Below are 18,059 nucleotides of genomic sequence, written 5' to 3' on the forward strand. Positions count from 1 at the left end.
CTCTTAAATTCAAAAACGATATCTGCCATTAGATATTTGATAGTAGATGCAAGCTAACACCGCCTTAGCAGACGCTGTTTTGTTTTCGCTAATATCTAATAGCTCCTATCTAATAGCTGTCGCAGCAAAGCTGCGACTTAAATGCGGCGCCACTTGGTGCCGGTTGCACTGTCTTCTAATTCAATATTCATTGCTTTTAACGCATCGCGGGCGGCGTCTGCCCGAGCCCAGTCTTTAGTGGCACGCGCATCGTTACGCTCAGTGATCAATGCTTCAATTTTTGCCACCTCTTCGTCGTCGCCGGTGCCACCTTGTAAATACAGCTCGGGGGCTTGCTGCAAAAAGCCAAGCACGCTACCTAAATGCTTTAACTCAGCGGCAAATGCAGCGGCTTTTTCGGGTTCAGCAGCAAGGGCACGATTGACTTCGCGCGCTAACTCAAATAATACCGACATGGCTTCGGGTACGTTAAAGTCGTCATCCATGGCCGCATTGAAGCGCGTCACGAAGCTTTCGGTTTGGGCGATATTGCGCGCACCAGTTGGGGCATCACGCAGCGCGGTATACAAACGTTCTAAACCGGCACGTGCTTGGTCTAAGTTTTCTTTAGAATAGTTCAATTGCGAGCGATAGTGGCTCGACAACAAGAAATATCGCACGGTTTCCGCGTCGTACTGCGCCAACACGTCACGAATAGTGAAGAAATTACCCAATGACTTGGACATTTTCACTTCGTCTACTTGCACCATGCCGCTGTGCATCCAGTAATTCACATAGTCATTGTGGTTGGCGCAGCAGCTTTGTGCGACTTCGTTTTCGTGGTGCGGGAAAATCAAATCTGAACCGCCGCCGTGTATGTCAAAGTTTTCGCCTAAGTGGCGCTTGTTCATGGCTGAACACTCAATGTGCCAGCCTGGGCGCCCATCGCCCCACGGTGACGGCCAACTTGGCTCACCGACTTTAGCTTGTTTCCACAACACAAAATCGAGTGGGTCTTGCTTGTTATCAGTGACTTCTACACGAGCGCCAGCTTGCAGTTGTTCTAAGTTTTGGCGGCTTAGCTTGCCATAATTATCAAACGTACTGACATCAAACAGCACATCACCGTCTTTGGCGATGTAGGCGTTGCCGTTGGCAATAAGTGTTTCAATCATGGCAATAATATCGCCCATATGCCCAGTAACTGTTGGCTCCACGTCTGGGCGCAGCAAATTCAATGCGTCAAAGTCGTCGTGCATGGCTTGGGTGAAACGCTCGGTCACATCGGCAATGGCTTCATTATTTTCCGCTGCGCGGCGAATGATTTTGTCATCAACGTCGGTAATATTTCGCACATATTTGACGTTATAACCGCGCTCTCGTAAATAACGCACCACAACATCGAAGGCTACGTAGGTGCGAGCATGCCCAATGTGACAGTAGTCATAAATCGTTACCCCACACACGTATAATTTTACTTCACCTGGCGTAATTGGCTTAAACGCTTCTTTTTGGCGGGTTAACGTATTAAAAACTTTCAACATGCACGGGTGCTCCTGTCTAACTGCATGGCGACTACGAATAAAGTGGCAGTAAAAATAAGATGAACATGATAACGCAAGGTGCCGCCTCGCCACAAACAATGCTAAACTACGCGACAAATAATATCTGATAAAACTATCTGTAAAACGTGGAGCAAAATCGATGCAGGTTACCCTACATACTAATCATGGCGACATTACTCTTGAGTTATTCGCTGATAAAGCCCCTAAAACCGTAGAAAACTTTTTAACGTATGTGCGTGAAGGTTTTTACGACAACACGTTATTTCATCGTGTTATTCGTGGCTTCATGGTTCAAGGTGGTGGCTTTAACACGGAAATGGTGCAAAAACCAACACACTCTCCGGTTGATAACGAAGCCAACAACGGTTTGAAAAACACCGTCGGTACTATCGCTATGGCCCGTACCCAAGATCCACACTCAGCCACAGCACAGTTCTTTATTAACGTAGCTGACAATGACTTTCTAAACTTCAAAAACGAAAGTATGGGCGGCTGGGGCTATTGTGTATTTGGTGAAGTGGTTGAAGGTATGGACGTGGTTCGCGCCATTGAAGCTGTTCGCACCTCGCACGCTGGTTTCCATCAAGACGTTCCAGTAGACGATGTGGTGATTAAAAGCGCCAGCATTGTTGAGTAAACCTGAGTAACGCCGACTATGGCTACTTGGTTCATCTCAGACTTGCATTTAAGCCCAGCGCGGCCAGATATTACCGCGCTGTTTGAGCGCTTTTTGCAGGAACAGGCCGCCAGCGCCGATGCGCTGTATATTCTGGGCGATTTGTTTGACGCCTGGATTGGCGACGATGACGCCAGTGCGTTTGTGCAGCAGATGCAACAAGCGCTGCACACACTCACCGCTAGCGGTGTGCCGGTTTATTTTATGGCCGGCAACCGTGATTTCTTAATTGGCCAGCAGTTTAGTCAGTTAACCGGGGTACGCTTATTGCCTGAACCCAGTGTGGTTGATTTGTACGGCAAGCAAACACTGTTGCTGCATGGCGATACCCTGTGTACTGATGACAAAAGCTATCAACGCTTCCGCAAAGTGATTCGTTGGCGACCGCTGCAAAAACTCCTGTTGGCGTTGCCGTTGTCGTGGCGCATGGGCATTGCTAACAAGCTGCGGGCATCAAGCAAAACGCAAAAACCGCTGACCGAGCAACAGCTGCGCATTATGGATGTCAACGAGCATGCGGTGCGTGAGGCCTTTGTCAGCCATGACGTGCAATATCTTATTCATGGGCATACACATCGCCCAGCAGTGCACCAACATCGCTTACCCAATGGCGAACTGGCCGAGCGCATTGTACTTGGCGATTGGTACAGCCAAAGCAGTTACTTGAAAGTAACCGCAAACAAACGTGCGTTAACTTTCGCTAGCGACAGCTCGAACGGGACAACCACTGTGGAAGCGAAACTCTGAGTCTGGCGAGCTAATCAATTGCGCTTCAACTTCACCAAAGAATTTTACCCGCTCATTTATTTCACTGTTGTTAACCGCACCGCCAAACTGCTGCGCAAGCGTTAGGTAGTCTTCAAAGTGGCGCGCTTCTGAGCGCAGCAAACTGATATAAAATTTGGCTAGCCGTTCATCAACATATGGCGCTAAAGCCGCAAAACGCTCGCACGAGCGCGCTTCAATGTATGCCCCGCAAATAAGTTTATCTACTAAGGTAGCCGGCTCATGGGTTCGCACATGACGTAACATGCCACGTGCATAACGGCTCGAACTAATATTATCGTAAGGAATATCGAGCTCGTGCATGATTTCCAGCACCTGGTAAAAATGATGCAGTTCTTCTTTGATCAACAGCACCATTTTATCAATCAGCTCGGAACTGTATGGGGCATCACGCTTGGGCAACATCGCTTTGGTTAAACGTGCGTGATCGGCCAAGGCACGCCAGTCGCCCTCTTTACGGTAGGTAAAATCTTCGTAGGGTTTGAGCCAAGCGAGCAGCGCATCGCCACTGGCTTCGTCTACCGCATAACGACGAATCAGTAACATGGCTGATTGCGCGGCTTTGAGTTCGCATACCAAATGGTCAATCAGTAGCAGGTGTAGATTTTCCGGCTTTATCGCCTCATCTATCCATTGGTGTGGTGTTTCGCAGCGTAAAAATTGGCGAATAGGCTGTAACAATTGCTCCATACTTTGACTCAGTCGACTCTTTAAATAGATCACGTATTAAAAACAGGGTTATTTGACACAAAATACCTTGACTCTGTTGAAAATCCGACCATTATTGATGTTAAGACGCATAAAAAAGCGTCAATGACAATAAACAAAACACCAGAACAACAACAGAAGTTGAGGTATGTCATGATTTTAAATCACATTTGGGGCCTATATGCTCACCCGGTTGATGAATGGAAGTCCATTGACCAACGACATGAAAGTATGACCTTTGCGCTAAGTCATATTCTCATTATTGCATTATTACCTTGCGCGGCGGCTTATTACGCTTCGGCCCACTTAGGTTGGAGTATTGGCGCGCGTGAAGCAACCTTCTTAACCCAACAAAGCGCAATGACCATGGCGGTTGCCATGTATGCAGGCATTATTGGCGCAACATTTGCGTTGGCGTATTTAATTCACTGGATGGCGAAAACCTTCGGCGCCACGCCTACCTTCACGCAGTCGCTTGAGTTAGCCGCTTACACCGCAACCCCTGCGATTATGTCAGGTGTCGCGGCATTGTACCCAGAATTATGGTTTGTGACGATGGCATTTTTAGCGGGTCTCGCTTATTCGGTTTACCTACTTTATTCAGGCGTACCTATTTTAATGCACATTCCTGAAGAACGTGGCTTTTTGTACTCGTCTTCAGTCGTCACGGCGGGACTTATTCTGATGGTTATTCTAATGGTCACTTCAGCCATCATTTGGACTAACGGTTTCGGCCCTGAATATATGTAACACCTACTTTGGAAAGGTCAAAAGCCGGTGCCTTAAATGCACCGGCTTTTTTATTTCGGCTACTGTTTTTTTTTGAATTCTGGTAGGCTTGTGGCCATAAAAATCGCAAAGGAATATTTATGTCTGATAAGAAGCTCAGCTTAACGAGCCGCATCGTCATTGGTATGGTCGCCGGCATTATTGTTGGCATGTTACTGAAAGCCTTGTTTCCTGAAAGCACTATTGTTGAAGGCTATCTAACTAAAGGGTTGTTCTTTGTTGTTGGCCAGATTTTTATCTCGTCATTACAAATGTTAGTGGTGCCATTGGTGTTTGTGTCGTTGGTGGTGGGTACTTGCTCACTCAGCGATCCAAGTAAACTTGGGCGTTTAGGTGGAAAAGCAGTCAGTTTGTATCTGGTTACAACAGCCATTGCCATCACCTTTGCCATCGGTATGGGTGTATTGGTGCAACCGGGCACAGGCATTGAGCTTGCTACCGATGCAACTTACGAGCCCACACAGGCACCTTCACTAGCACAAGTGATTATTGACTTGTTCCCAACCAATCCGTTCAATGCCTTTGCTAATGGCAATATGCTGCAAATTATTGTGTTTGCGCTGTTGTTTGGTATTGCCATGGCGCTTGTCGGCAAGCCTGGTGAGCGCATTAAAACCATTTTTGATGACTTCAATGAAGTGATCATGAAGCTAGTTATTATTCTCATGAATATTGCCCCTTATGGGGTGTTTGCACTCATGGCAAAGCTATTTGCAGAAACCTCGTTCGAGACCATATTCAGTTTAGGCAAATATTTCTTATTGGTACTGTTTGTACTCATTGTGCATGCGTTGGTAACCTACCCTATTCTTCTCAAAGGTTTATCGGGCATGAACCCGCGAATTTTCTTGCGGAAAATGCGCGAGGTTCAAATTTTTGGCTTTAGTACTGCAAGCTCAAATGCCACCATGCCGGTTACCCTCGAAACCGTTACCAAACGGTTAGGTGTTAGCAACAGCGTTGGCTCGTTCACTGTTCCGCTTGGCGCTACCATTAATATGGACGGCACGGCCATTATGCAGGGCGTAGCTACGGTATTTATAGCGCAGGTGTATTTGGTTGACCTAACCATTGCTGACTACTTGATGGTGGTATTAACCGCAACCTTGGCATCAGTGGGTACCGCAGGGGTGCCTGGCGTTGGCATGATTATGTTAGCTATGGTGTTGGGCCAAGTTGGCCTGCCGGTTGAGGGCATTGGCTTAATTATTGGTGTTGACCGCTTGCTCGACATGACACGCACAGCTGTCAACGTAACTGGTGATGCTATGGTTTCAGTTATCGTCGCGAAAAGCGAAGGCGGCCTCGACGAAGATGTCTTCAACGACGCCAAGGCTGACTTGAAAGAGCGTAATTTGTAGCCCGGCGTTTCACGCCGGGACGTGGCACCGCCACGGTTAATCTTCAATTCAATGGCGATGTGAGGCAATCACGGCGCTTCGCGTTCGGCAATCACGGCGCTTCGCGTTCGGCAATCACGGCGCTTCGCGTTCGGCAATCACGGCGCTTCGCGTTCGGCAATAACGGCGCTTCGCGTTCGGCAATCACGGCGCTTCGCGCCACCCGGCGTAAAACGCCGGGCTACAGCTCTCGTTTTATAAACTGTGTGAGGCGTCCGATGTCGACAACGGCATCGGAATTGCCGAACATAGCTTGGCGAATCACCTGTTCAAGCACTGGCCACAATACCCGCGAAATATAATCATTAGCTGTGTCGTCAGCATGCATTTCTGGCAGTTCAAGGCTAGCAAGGCGCACACTTAAAATTGGTTCGCCTTGATCAAATAAATTCAATACGACGTTTTCTAAACGCGACTTCTTCACTTGCCAAATTAACGGGCTTGATGCGCGTTGAAATGACTTCTTCGCCACTGCAGCGTCATACAACGCATGTAAGTTCGATTGGCCCTTACCGTAGTACGCCACTGTGAGCTGCGCGTCTTTGGCGATCACTTCGTCAACCACTAAATTATTCTTGGCGGCGCTCAGCCAGTCGCCCTTCACAACAATCGAGTCAGCTCGTAGCACCTGATTCAGCCCTTGATCAAGTTCTGTGACGCGGGTGCTTAAGCGCACATCTTCGGCGCGCAATTCACCCAATAAGGTAATGATCTCAAGTCGGTGATAGTTAAAGTCAGCGGCCAAATGACTATCCGCACGTTGTTGCAGTATTTGCCCCAAACGCTCTGAGTGGGTTTGTTCTTGCGCGCTTAACGGTACGGGTTGCAGTAGCAGCAGGCTGCTAATGACTGCAATGGTTAAGCTTTTTTCTAACTGCTTTATCATGAAATAACCTCGTTGCGCTTGTCCCAGCATAAAACGTTGAACGTTACCTTAGTCGGCGGGTATAACCTCGCTGCGCTCGTCCCGGCGTAAAACGTTGAACGTTACCGTGGTCGGCCGGTATAACCTCGCTGCGCTCGTCCCGGCGTAAAACGCCGGGCTACCGTTTTTGGTGGCGTTCGCGGTTGAGTTGTTTTTGTTCGGGGTTTTTGCGTAGCATCACGTACAAAGCCCCGCTGCCGCCGTGGTGGCGTTGGGCGCTGTGAAACGCCATAACCGGTGCTAGTTCGCGAAGCCATTTATTCACATAGCTTTTAATTAACGCAGGGTGCGGCTTTGAATGCTTACCCTGACCATGAATAATAAGCCCCGAACGAACCCCCGATTTATGGCAGTCTTGAATAAAATCAAATAACGCCGTGCGCGCTTGGCGCAAACTGTGATGGTGCAAATTTAAACTGGCTTCAAGCGGGTAATGCCCTAAGCGTAAACGTTTAAATACGCCATGCTGTACACCGTCACGAGCAAAGCTTAGGGTATCCAACGGCTCCACCAACTCAACATACTCCGTCGAGAGAAAATTAATATCCTCTTCTAATTGCTGTTCAGCAGCTTTACGGCGTTCTTGTTGCGCCAGGGTTGGGGTGAAAGCTGTACGAATGTCGGCTACATCGTTCCCAGCCAACGGCGTCACCCCCGTCATTTCGCGGCGAAACAACTCAAATTCATCGCTCATGGCCCACTCCAAATACTCTAAAAAACCTATCTGTTTATTAAGATTCAGTTCGCCCCAAAAAGTTCTTCACCGTTGCCAACGCTGCGCTCACATTGCGGCCAACACGCTCGCCAATATTCTTTTTCACCACATAGCGCACCAAGAACATGTCATGGCTGTCACGGCGCTCCAGTAACCACGCATCGCTGGTGGTTAACGAGTCCACCAAGCCATATTGCAATGCCTCTTGCGCGGTCCAATATTCGCCGGTAGCAACTTTATCTAAATCAAGATCAGGGCGAAATTGTTTAATATGCGCTTTAAATTGTTCGTGAATATTTTCCATATCCTGTTTAAATTTGCGCCGCCCTTCTTCGGTGTTTTCGCCAAACATAGTTAACGTGCGTTTGTACTCCCCAGCTGTAACCTGCTCAAAGTCGACATCATGCTTTTTCAGCCAACGATGAAAGTTAGGTATTTGCGCCAGTACCCCAATGGAACCAATTATCGCAAAAGGCGCCGCCTGAATATGATTTGCCACCGCGGCCATCATGTAGCCCCCACTTGCCGCAACTTTATCTACGCTGACAATCAGCTCAAGCTGCGCATCCCGAAGTCGTTTCAGTTGCGAGGCACCCAGGCCGTAGCCATGCACGACGCCACCAGGGCTTTCTAAGCGCACCAGTACCTGTTCACCAGGCTCTGCAACCGCGACAACGGCATTCACTTCACGGCGCAATGAGTCAACTTCGTGAGCGTCCATGCTACCTTTGAAATCAATTACAAATAGCCGTTTACGCGCCTCTGCTTTCTTCTCAGTTTTTTGTTTTTTCTTGAGTTCTTTCTGTGCTTTCTTTCGATGTTTCTTATCAAGCAAATCAAGCTTTAAACGGTGTACACCGTCGCGCAGATCATCAGACAACCGATCAACCACCAGCTCACCCTTCCGACTTTTTTGCCGCTGTGCTGCCTGTGCCACCACGCCAACGATCAGCATGACCGCAAACACAATAATTGCTGCCTTGAGCACAAACACCAATAAATCTTGGCCTACTTCCCACATATGCTTATCTCCGTACATTTACCTTTAATCAGCTCAGCATGCCATAAAAAAAGGCCGACAAGCGGCCTTTTTAGTCGAACTTCGCGTTAAATAATTACTGTTTAACGACCGTTGGATTTTGCACTGGAATAACCGTTGTTCCGCTGCTAAACCAGAACGCAGCTTGTGTTTGCATTTCTTGCGTTGCCGCAGGTGATGCAGACGGGTCAACCAATGAACTATGGCTACCTGCGGTGAAGCGAACTGCGCCAGAAACAGGTGTGCCGTCGGCTGATGCATAAGTGCTGCTGATACCTTCCAAACCAAGCGCTGAAATTAACGGCTCAGTACCGGCAAGAGGTTTGTTAGCAACCGTATTCGGAATAACTTGGTCAGGCAAGTTATCGCCGCCGTTACCAACCACTTCAACTAAGTGAATTGGCGTCGTTGCTGCCGCAGTCGTTGCGTAGTTGATTGGGTCAGCTGAATCTACAACGGTTTGCGCTGCAAATGCGAACTGCTCAAATACACTGTTAATTGCTGCTTGCTCGGCTGTGCTTAAGCTTGCCCAGAACTGATTGTAAACATTAATCAGCAAGCCTTGGAACGCCGCATCTGTTGGCGCAACACCGGCCGCTTCTGCGGCAGCGTTTGCTGCAGCTGCAAAGTCAGGGCTTTGAGCATACAGCAGTTGGCTCTTAATAACCGGACCAAAACTACCCGACTCGAGTAAGAAGTTAGCAATACTGCCGCCTGGAGCCATTAACGAGCTACCACTCACCTTGAACAACGCGTTGCCTTCCGGCGGTAACGTTGGGGTTGGTGCGTTCGCAATTGCACTTAACGTAGTACCAGAAATAGCACCCAACGAATGACCAGTGAAGTACACACGTGAGGCATCAATTGGCACGTTCGTTGCGTTCAAGCTTAAACGTAAACCTAACAAGTCAGTAATTGACTGACGCAAGTTGTCGCGCGTGGTCAACAAGCTACCTAGGTTCATGTACGCCGTTGCTGGGCCTTGGCCAGCGGTTGCATTGATACCACCAAAACCACGCTCGCCATGCAGTGGGTGGTCAATTGATACGGTGGCAACACCGTTCAACGCCATCATACCCGCTAAGGCTAAAGAAGTTTCTTTATATGCGGTAATACCGTGCTGGAAAATAGTTACCGGCCAACCGTTGGCTGGAGCCACAATTGGGTCCATACCCATGCTGGCACGTACTGCGTTTACTGTAGCTAAGTTAGGCACAGTGATTACGGCGTTTACAGTTTGCTCGCCTTGCACAGCAGGAATTGGATTATAACGTGTCACATGACGTTCTTCGTCAACACCAGGGAAATCCATTGCCGCAACCGCTTCAGGTGTACTGGCTTGCGCACAAGCTTGTACCCATGCAGGAACAAAAGTTGCTGCACCACCAGATAACCATGACGGGTCAATTGACGGCGTATTCATTGGGTCAATAGCGCCCGCTTGAATTGCACCTAATACCGACACACCACTGTCACACTTAGCCATCCAACGGCCTTCTAACGGCGCAGTTGGGTTTTCTTGTGTTGGTAACGGCGAGTAGTAAGGTAATGTCACTTGACCGCCCCACACGTCGGCAGTATTTGCCACTGCGTAAGCTGGGTTCATTGGATCATTTGGCAACGCACCTGCTTGCACTAACGCCTGCGCCGCAGTGTAACCCATAGGCATGGCGCCCAACGAAGGTGAAGGGGTCATACCCATTTGTGCCATCGCAGAGAACTTAGCTGCCATGGTGGTTTTAACCATGTGCAACGCATCGCCAGTTGACTGCGTGGTAAAGCTTGAAGCGTAAATAACGCCTTCAGCATCAACACCAAACGTCGCCAAGGCAGCTTCATGACTGTTAATCAGGCCTTGCAAAGACTGCGCAGCTGGGTCAGCTGATACTGGATCAGTCGACACCGGGCGCTTCATTAAACCATAAGTTTGTGACGGCTTGACGCTGCGGCCGAGTGAGTCTTCAATGTTGTCGGTTAAGGCTACCAAGTAACCTGTTGCCGGCTTGAATGGCTTCAACGGAACAACAGCAACCCCGCTTGGGCCGGTTGCTTTGACAATAAAGTCTACGCCGAAAGTTAATTCATTCGCGACCGCACAAGTTACCGCTGGGCTTGGTGCAGCTTCACACTGAGGACCCGCAGCAACGTTGCCACCCATAATGGTTTCAAACACGCGAATTGAGCCTGGCGCTTCCAATGAAGCGGCAGAAACAGTCACTTGTTCGCCATTTGCGTCTACTGGCAACGAGAAGTTAAAGGTTAACGTTGAGTGCGTGCCCCATCCGTCAAGACCATTAATGGCTACCTGTGGATTGCCGCCGTCTGTAGGGTCAGCCACAGGAATGTTTAACGTGCCATCAACAGAACCACTTAATAAAATGTTAGTTGGTGCTGGAACTTGACCGTTTGAAGGGTCAAATACCACCCGTGTTGCGGCTACTTGATATTCGGTTTTTACCGACTCTGGCGCATCATCGCCGCTACCACAGCCGACGAGGCTGAGTGCACTACCGATGGCAGTTACAAGCAAGAGTTTTTTCATGAGGCTTCCCCAATCCTTGTTCGTGTTGTTATGTATTGAGCACCTGCAGGATGCTGTTATTCGTTTTGCCTATCATCGCTTTTTTAAACTGGTACGACAAGACGTTTCAATTAACAAAATTTTATACACTGTCTGAGCGTAACTTGAAAGTATTTCTCATTAATTTATCTGCGACTGCTGAGAATAGTAGCAAAAACCAGTACACTTAGCCTATTCATCAAGACAACTACCCTAGAGTGTACGCAAAAAATGACCGCAATGCATAATGACCCGAAAAAATACGAATTTGGCGCCACCACATTGGCTGATAAAACGATTTTAGTCACCGGTGCCGGCGATGGCATTGGCCGCGAAGCGGCAAAAACCTTTGCGGCATGCGGAGCCACCGTAATTTTACTAGGTCGCACTGTCAAAAAACTTGAAGCCGTGTATGACGAAATTGTTGCCGCCGGCGGCCCTGAACCAGCCATTGTGCCACTTGACATGAAAGGCGCTACTAAATCACATTACCAAGCCATGACCGCCACTATTATTGAACAGTTCGGAAAGCTTGACGGATTATTGCAAAACGCAAGCTTACTTGGCGTATTATCGCCGTTTGAGCACATCGACCACGACTCCTGGAACGACATCATGAAAGTGAATGTCACGGCGCAATTCATGATGACTCAAGCATTAATGCCAGCCCTTAAAAAGGCACCACAAGCAAGCGTTGTATTTACATCATCAGGCGTTGGCCGCCAAGGTCGTGCATTTTGGGGGCCATACGCTGTTAGTAAATTTGCTACCGAAGGCCTAGCGCAAGTTATGGCTGACGAATACGACGGCACTGACGTACGCGTAAATGTGATTAACCCCGGCGCCACCCGCACCACTATGCGTTCAAAAGCGTATCCGGCGGAAGACGCCAACAAGTTGAAAACACCAGCAGATTTGATGCCAACCTATGTGTATTTCATGTCGGACGACAGCATAGGCATCAACAGCCAGTCTGTGGACGCGCAATAAATTCAACTGCGATATTAGCTATTGGATATTAGATATTAGGAAACGTTAACCATTTGATACGTCAGCAATAGTATCTCATGTCGCACACCTTCATCTAATATCTAATAGCTGCCGGCTGATATCGCCCTTGCACTTAATACCCATACCCCCTATACTTATGCTGAGTTTATCATCGGAGCTAAGTATGAAACACACCGTCACCCCGCATTCAGATGCGTTAAAGTCAAACTTAAAACAGCGGCTCGCTCGCATTGAAGGGCAAGTGCGTGGATTACAGCGGCTGATCGAAAGCGACACTTATTGCGATGATGTACTAACACAGATTGCGTCGGTGCAGTCGGCACTTAACGGCGTAGCGAAGAAATTACTCAGCCAGCACATGCAAACCTGTGTTAAGCAACGGTTACTAGCCGGTGACGACGCCGTATTAACCGAGCTCGACACCACTATTGAGCGTTTACTAAAGCGCTAAGGAGTTCGTTATGGCTAAGCAAACAATTCAATTACAGCTAAGTGGCATGAGCTGCGCGGGCTGTGCCAAAAGTATCGAAAAAGCTTTAGGTGGCGTGCAGGGCGTGACCACAGTTAACGTCAACTTTGCCAACGAGGTGGCCGCCGTTGAAGGCGACAAACTGAATTCAGAACAACTCGTCAAAGCGGTTAAAGATGCAGGCTATGACGCTAGTGTGATTGACCATCAGCAACCTGAAGACGACAGTCGCGAACGCGCGCAACAAATTCAATTTTACAAATTCCTCGCTGCTGCTATTTTGTCCTTGCCTCTGCTGTATACCATGGTGGGGCATTTTAGCTGGACCGAAAACATTTATGTGCCCGCATGGTTAATGAACCCGTGGGTACAAATGGCGTTAGCAACCCCAGTACAATTTATTATCGGCTGGCAATTTTACCGAGGTAGCTATACCGCGTTGCGTGGCGGTGCTGCCAATATGGATGTGTTGGTTGCCTTAGGTACTTCGGCGGCATATTTTTACAGCGTATATTTGGCTGCAAGCCTCGGTGATCATGCCGCACACCAAGGTCTTTATTTCGAGACCAGTGCCGTATTAATCACCTTAATTTTACTCGGTAAATGGTTTGAAGCTCGTGCCAAAGGGCGCTCTTCTGCTGCTATTAAGCAGTTACTTAACTTGCAACCCAAACAAGCTGTGCGCGAGCGCCAAAACGGTGAAACCGAAACAGTAGACGTCGCAAAACTTCAGGTTGGCGACATAATTCACATTAAACCTGGTCAACAAATTCCTGCCGACAGTACTGTGGTATCGGGCTCTAGCGCGGTTGATGAGTCTATGCTCACTGGCGAAAGTGTGCCAGTTGATAAACACGAAGGCGATGATCTTACGGGCGCTACATTAAACAAAAATGGCTTTTTAAAAGCTAAAGTACGTAAGCTTGGCCGTGATTCAGCATTGGCACAAATTGTTAAAGTGGTTGAGCAAGCCCAAAACTCTAAAGCTCCCATCCAGCGTTTGGCCGACCGTGTTTCAGCAATTTTTGTTCCAGTGGTGCTGCTGATTGCTGTTGTCACGTTTTTGGTTTGGGCATTTTGGCTAGACGCCGGTAATTACGGCAAAGCTCTTGAAGCCTTTGTGGCCGTGCTGGTTATTGCCTGTCCATGTGCGCTTGGGTTAGCTACACCCACCTCAATTATGGCGGGTTCGGGCCGCGCCGCCCAAATGGGCGTGTTGTTTAAACAAAGCGACGTGCTTGAAATTGCCCACACCATTACCACGGTTGTGCTTGATAAAACCGGTACCATTACCGAGGGCAAACCCAAACTCACCGACTTGGAAATTGACCTTAAGGGTGTGAATGGCGTCACTGAAGCGCAATTAAAGCAAGCTGTAAAAGCTACCGAGCAACAATCTGAGCACCCCTTAGCTCAGGCTGTGGTGCAAGGCATTGAGGTTGAGGCACTTGAGCAAATCAACGATTTTAATGCGCACGAGGGCCGCGGTGTTTCTGCAAAAGTTACACTAAGTGAGCAGTCACATATATTACGCATTGGTAATATTCGCTTAATGCGCGAGCATGACATTGAAAGCGACGCCTGGAGCAAGCGCAAGGACGAGCTAGAGCAGCAAGGCAAAACCGCGATGTTAATTAGCTGGGATAATCAGGCTGTTGGTATTATCGCGGTGGCGGATACCGTGCGCGACAACGCTAATGCTGCAATATCTAAATTACAGCAACGCGGCCTTAAAGTAGTGATGCTGACCGGTGACAACCAACGTACGGCCACTGCCATTGCCAAGCAAGTAGGCATTGAGTATGTATTTGCCGAAGTGTTGCCCGAGCATAAAGCAGACAAAGTCAAAGAGCTGCAGCAACAAGGCGAGCGCGTAGCAATGGTTGGCGACGGCATTAATGATGCTCCGGCTTTGGCAACTGCCGAAGTAGGCATTGCCATGGGCACCGGCACCGACGTAGCTTTAGAAACTGCCGACATTGCGCTTATGCGAGCTGACTTAAATAGCATTCACGATGCGTTGTTTGTGAGTAAAAAAACGGTGCGTAATATTCGACAAAACCTTTTTTGGGCGTTTGCGTATAACACCTTAGGTATTCCTGTCGCTGCAGCCGGTTTATTGGCACCGTGGCTAGCCGGTGGCGCCATGGCCTTAAGTTCAGTTTCGGTGGTACTTAACGCCCTGCGTTTACAACGGTTGTCTTTAAACCACCGCGATTAACTTGTGTTTAGCGGCTGAACGCGCGACGATAACAGACACGATTAAGCAAAAGGTTACGCCAGATGTTTCTGACCGCAGTCATCGCAACAGCCGCTATAGAATTAACCACCCTGCCTACCCAGGCTGAAGAACATTGGGTGGGCGCGAGCGCACCAAGCGCCAATGTAATTTGGCTAGGCAGTACCACCGGCACTATCGCTCGAAGTACGGACGCCGGTGCTACCTGGCAATACGTTAAACCGGCCAACGATCAACTGCAGTTTCGTGATATTGAAGCGTTAGACGCCAATCACGCCTATGCCCTTAGCATTGGAGACAATGGTAATTCACGCATTTATTACACCGCCAACGGCGGTACGTCATGGACGCTGAGATTTCGAGCCGGTAGTAACCAGTTTTTGAATTGTATTGACGTGTCAAGCCGAAACGAAGCATGGGTATACGGTGATTCACTGGAAAACCATTGGGACATGGTGCGCAGTGCCGATGGTCGTAATTGGATGACGGCGCGCAACACAGTGGACAGCCAACCACTGCCAGACGAAGGCGGGTTAGCTGCTAGCGGCGGATGCGTGCGTTTTAATCACGATACTTGGGCCATAGGCACGGCCAACGCCGATACCGCGCGATTACTAGTGAAGCGCAGTCGGGGTATTCGTTTTAAAGCAATTGATACGCCCATGCCCGCAGGCCCGGGTGCAGGTATTGCCAGTGTCTGGCCGCTGGCTGAAGATGATGTAATTTTAGCCGGTGGTGATTTGAATAATACGGACACCGCACCACGTTTAATGCGCTATCAGAGTGGCGAGTTTTCGCTATTGCCAGAGCCTGAACTTAAGGGTGCTTTATATAGCCTAACCGTGATTGAGCGCGCCGACCGTGCCGGCGATATGCTGGTAAGCAATCCGAACGGCGCCGCCTATTTTGATGCTGTGAATAGCAAATGGCACCCACTCACCAATGCCAATGTATGGAACAGTGTGTGTTCGTCAAGTTATTGTTATTTAGTCGGTAAAAATGGCTTTGTAGCCCGTTTCACGCTCGACAACCTAACTCTTAACCAGTGACGACTCTATAAGCAATGCTGTTCCGCCGAGTAAATGACTGACCTGGCAAAACCCATGACGCGCCAATACTTGCGCCGCAACTGCACTGCGATGCCCAGAGCGACAAACACACACAATAGGCCGGTTTTGATAATGCTGACGATGGCTATAAACAAATTGCGCCAAGCGTGTTAGCGGCACGTTGATCACTTCAGCGTCCACCGCCAACTTGCGCACTTGGTGTTCTTGCTGCTCACGCACATCAATCACTAGTGTCTCAGGTTCAGCAAGCCATTGTTGTTGCTGCTCTAATGGAATATCCACCAACTGACACTTAGCGCAGTCTTGCTCTAACTCACACAGCCGCTGCACGAGGCGAAAATCAATATCAAAACGCGGTAAAATTAATGTGTTGCTATGCACAAGTTCACTTAGCTGCTCGGCGTTGGTTTGTTCACCGACAAACGCAAAGTCTACGTGCGCAGTATCTTGTGCTGACACTAATGGTGAACTTAACAAATATACAGGGGTGCGTGAGCCAACGCGGTATAGGCGGCGTTGCCCAACCCGCAAGCAGCCAAACACTGGCTGCTGGCATTCAACTGGCGCGTCACAGCCCCCTGTGGCTTCAACTGGCCAGCCGACGGCATCACGCTCAGCGCTACAGCCACTGGCACACAATAATTGCGCAAGCATACTGGCGGGACTTCCTGAAGCTTGTGGCTCTGTTGTTAACACAGCTTTCACGCGATAGTGCTGGCAGGTCACCAAACGCTCAATGCGTTCGGCTAGTTCAGGTACAGGATCAATCACTGCCATTTCGCGCGCTTGTTTGTCGATAAGCAAGTAACAGCATTGATGGCCAAAGCGTAACTGAACAATACCGTCAAGGTCGCTATCAATATCTTCGTTGGTGTCGGCAACCAGTAGGCACGATTGACGCAAGGCTTGCGCTGCTTCCTGAATGCGTTGGCACGCAGAGTCAATGGTTGCTTGCGTGGTGGCGGGCCCAAAACTCAGGCGAATGGCCGAACTCGACTTCCATTCCTCTAAGCCCATGGCATCTAATACAAAGCTACGACTCACCCCAGAACTACAAGCAGAACCAGAGCTAACACGAATATTGGCGGCGTCAAACACGTCCATAATGTCGCGCGAAGGAACCCCACGAACGCTAAAGTTTAAGGTGGTTGGCACCGAGTTGTCTAAGCTATGGTTGAGCTCCAATGTGGGAAACGCTTGGCGTAGTGCCTGCAATAATTTGTCGCGATACCCCACAAGAGTTTGCGGCCCATGAAATACTTGCTGGCTACTATCAAGCAAAAGCTCAAACAAAGCATGCAGGGCGGCAATACCCGGAAGATTTTCCGTGCCGGAACGTTGGCCTTGCTCTTGCCCACCACCAATAATTAATGGTGTAAAAGGGGCATTGTGTCGCACATATAAAAAACCAATACCTTTGGGCCCATACAACTTGTGACCGCTGAACGGCGCGTAATCAATGGTGGTCGCGCTAAGCTCTAGCTTTTGCTTACCCAGTGCTTGAACGCAGTCGACCATCCAAGGCACCTGCGCGTTTGCCTTTCGAATCACTCGTTCAAGCTCGGCTAGGTTTTGTTTCACGCCCGTTTCATTGTTTACCGCCATGGTACAAATCATGTGTGCTGCGCCGGCATGTTCGGCAATAAAATCTAAATCGAGTAAGCCCTGTTTATCTACCGGTATGGCTTTTAGCTGCGCATTAAGCTGCAATAATTGGTTCCAATGCTCCAACGCTTGAGGTACCGCTTTATGCTCGGTGGCGCCATACAACAACCAGCGCTTGCCGCCAGTATTGGCTTCATTGCGCGCAGCCGTTAACGCTGACAATACGGCAGTTTGAATGCCCTCGGTAGCGCCACTGGTAAAAATAAAACGCCCTGCACCGGCGCCAATTAGTTCACGCCCTAGGCGGCGGGTATTATCAAGAATATAGCGCGCTTGTAAGCCAGTAATATGGCTACTTGAAGGGTTGCCAAACACGTGTTCCATCACGTGTTCAACGGCCTTTGCGATTTGTGGCAACACCGGCGTGGTCGCATTGCAATCAAGATAAATTTCGGCCGACTTGGGCCGAATTTGCACCGGCGTTACCATAACAACTACTCCTAAAAACTATTTAAAAGCACGG

The 18,059-nt window shown here is 49.1% G+C and carries 15 protein-coding genes; 8 read left to right on the forward strand and 7 right to left on the reverse strand.

Features of this window, described 5'->3' with window-relative positions:
- Positions 1-137 precede the first annotated feature (137 nt).
- Positions 138-1,523 (reverse strand): cysteine--tRNA ligase, encoded by a 1,386-nt coding sequence (gene cysS / locus ASC40_RS03450; RefSeq protein WP_055438355.1) that lies wholly within the window; start codon positions 1,521-1,523, stop codon positions 138-140.
- Between the two features lie 160 nt (positions 1,524-1,683).
- Here cysS and ASC40_RS03455 point away from each other — a divergent pair, with 160 nt between their 5' ends.
- A complete protein-coding gene (locus ASC40_RS03455; RefSeq protein ID WP_055438356.1) occupies positions 1,684-2,181 on the forward strand; it encodes a peptidylprolyl isomerase in 498 nt (165 codons plus the stop codon).
- Between the two features lie 18 nt (positions 2,182-2,199).
- Positions 2,200-2,967: a UDP-2,3-diacylglucosamine diphosphatase gene (gene lpxH, locus ASC40_RS03460; protein ID WP_055438357.1), complete on the forward strand. Its 768-nt coding sequence runs from the start codon at positions 2,200-2,202 to the stop codon at positions 2,965-2,967.
- Here lpxH and miaE read toward each other — a convergent pair.
- Positions 2,911-3,696, reverse strand: a complete 786-nt coding sequence (gene miaE, locus ASC40_RS03465) for a tRNA isopentenyl-2-thiomethyl-A-37 hydroxylase MiaE (RefSeq protein WP_055438358.1) — start codon at positions 3,694-3,696, stop codon at positions 2,911-2,913. The two genes, lpxH and miaE, sit on opposite strands and share 57 nt — an antisense overlap.
- A gap of 171 nt (positions 3,697-3,867) precedes the next feature.
- On the opposite strand from miaE, the gene ASC40_RS03470 reads away from it, so the two are divergent.
- Both ASC40_RS03470 and ASC40_RS03475 read left to right on the forward strand, forming a co-directional pair.
- Positions 3,868-4,464 (forward strand): Yip1 family protein, encoded by a 597-nt coding sequence (locus tag ASC40_RS03470; RefSeq protein ID WP_055438359.1) that lies wholly within the window; start codon positions 3,868-3,870, stop codon positions 4,462-4,464.
- Positions 4,465-4,583: 119 nt separating this feature from the next.
- Positions 4,584-5,864, forward strand: coding sequence for a dicarboxylate/amino acid:cation symporter (locus ASC40_RS03475; protein WP_055438360.1), 1,281 nt, complete (start codon positions 4,584-4,586; stop codon positions 5,862-5,864).
- 220 nt (positions 5,865-6,084) lie between these two features.
- On the opposite strand, the gene ASC40_RS03480 is transcribed toward ASC40_RS03475, so the two are convergent.
- The 4 genes from ASC40_RS03480 to ASC40_RS03495 form a co-directional block, all read right to left on the reverse strand.
- Positions 6,085-6,789 carry a hypothetical protein gene (locus ASC40_RS03480; protein ID WP_055438361.1) on the reverse strand — a complete coding sequence of 235 codons (705 nt, stop codon included), beginning with the start codon at positions 6,787-6,789 and terminating at the stop codon, positions 6,085-6,087.
- A 157-nt stretch (positions 6,790-6,946) separates the two neighbouring features.
- A complete protein-coding gene (gene smrA / locus ASC40_RS03485; RefSeq protein ID WP_055438362.1) occupies positions 6,947-7,522 on the reverse strand; it encodes a DNA endonuclease SmrA in 576 nt (191 codons plus the stop codon).
- A gap of 37 nt (positions 7,523-7,559) precedes the next feature.
- Positions 7,560-8,564 (reverse strand): protease SohB, encoded by a 1,005-nt coding sequence (gene sohB / locus ASC40_RS03490; protein ID WP_055438363.1) that lies wholly within the window; start codon positions 8,562-8,564, stop codon positions 7,560-7,562.
- A gap of 94 nt (positions 8,565-8,658) precedes the next feature.
- Entirely contained in the window at positions 8,659-11,124 is a 2,466-nt protein-coding gene (locus tag ASC40_RS03495; protein ID WP_055438364.1) for a VolA/Pla-1 family phospholipase, read from the reverse strand.
- A 249-nt stretch (positions 11,125-11,373) separates the two neighbouring features.
- On the opposite strand from ASC40_RS03495, the gene ASC40_RS03500 reads away from it, so the two are divergent.
- The 4 genes from ASC40_RS03500 (at position 11,374) to ASC40_RS03515 (ending at position 15,910) form a co-directional block, all read left to right on the forward strand.
- Entirely contained in the window at positions 11,374-12,132 is a 759-nt protein-coding gene (locus tag ASC40_RS03500; protein WP_245622167.1) for a YciK family oxidoreductase, read from the forward strand.
- A gap of 184 nt (positions 12,133-12,316) precedes the next feature.
- Entirely contained in the window at positions 12,317-12,604 is a 288-nt protein-coding gene (locus ASC40_RS03505; RefSeq protein WP_211256851.1) for a metal-sensitive transcriptional regulator, read from the forward strand.
- A gap of 10 nt (positions 12,605-12,614) precedes the next feature.
- Positions 12,615-14,843: a heavy metal translocating P-type ATPase gene (locus tag ASC40_RS03510; protein WP_055438366.1), complete on the forward strand. Its 2,229-nt coding sequence runs from the start codon at positions 12,615-12,617 to the stop codon at positions 14,841-14,843.
- Positions 14,844-14,905: 62 nt separating this feature from the next.
- Positions 14,906-15,910 (forward strand): WD40/YVTN/BNR-like repeat-containing protein, encoded by a 1,005-nt coding sequence (locus ASC40_RS03515; protein WP_055438367.1) that lies wholly within the window; start codon positions 14,906-14,908, stop codon positions 15,908-15,910.
- Here the strand turns inward: ASC40_RS03515 and ASC40_RS03520 are convergent.
- Positions 15,893-18,025, reverse strand: coding sequence for an aminotransferase class V-fold PLP-dependent enzyme (locus ASC40_RS03520; protein ID WP_055438368.1), 2,133 nt, complete (start codon positions 18,023-18,025; stop codon positions 15,893-15,895). The two genes, ASC40_RS03515 and ASC40_RS03520, sit on opposite strands and share 18 nt — an antisense overlap.
- Positions 18,026-18,059 lie beyond the last annotated feature (34 nt).

It is taken from the genome of Pseudidiomarina woesei, assembly GCF_001418345.1.
GTDB lineage: Bacteria > Pseudomonadota > Gammaproteobacteria > Enterobacterales > Alteromonadaceae > Pseudidiomarina > Pseudidiomarina woesei.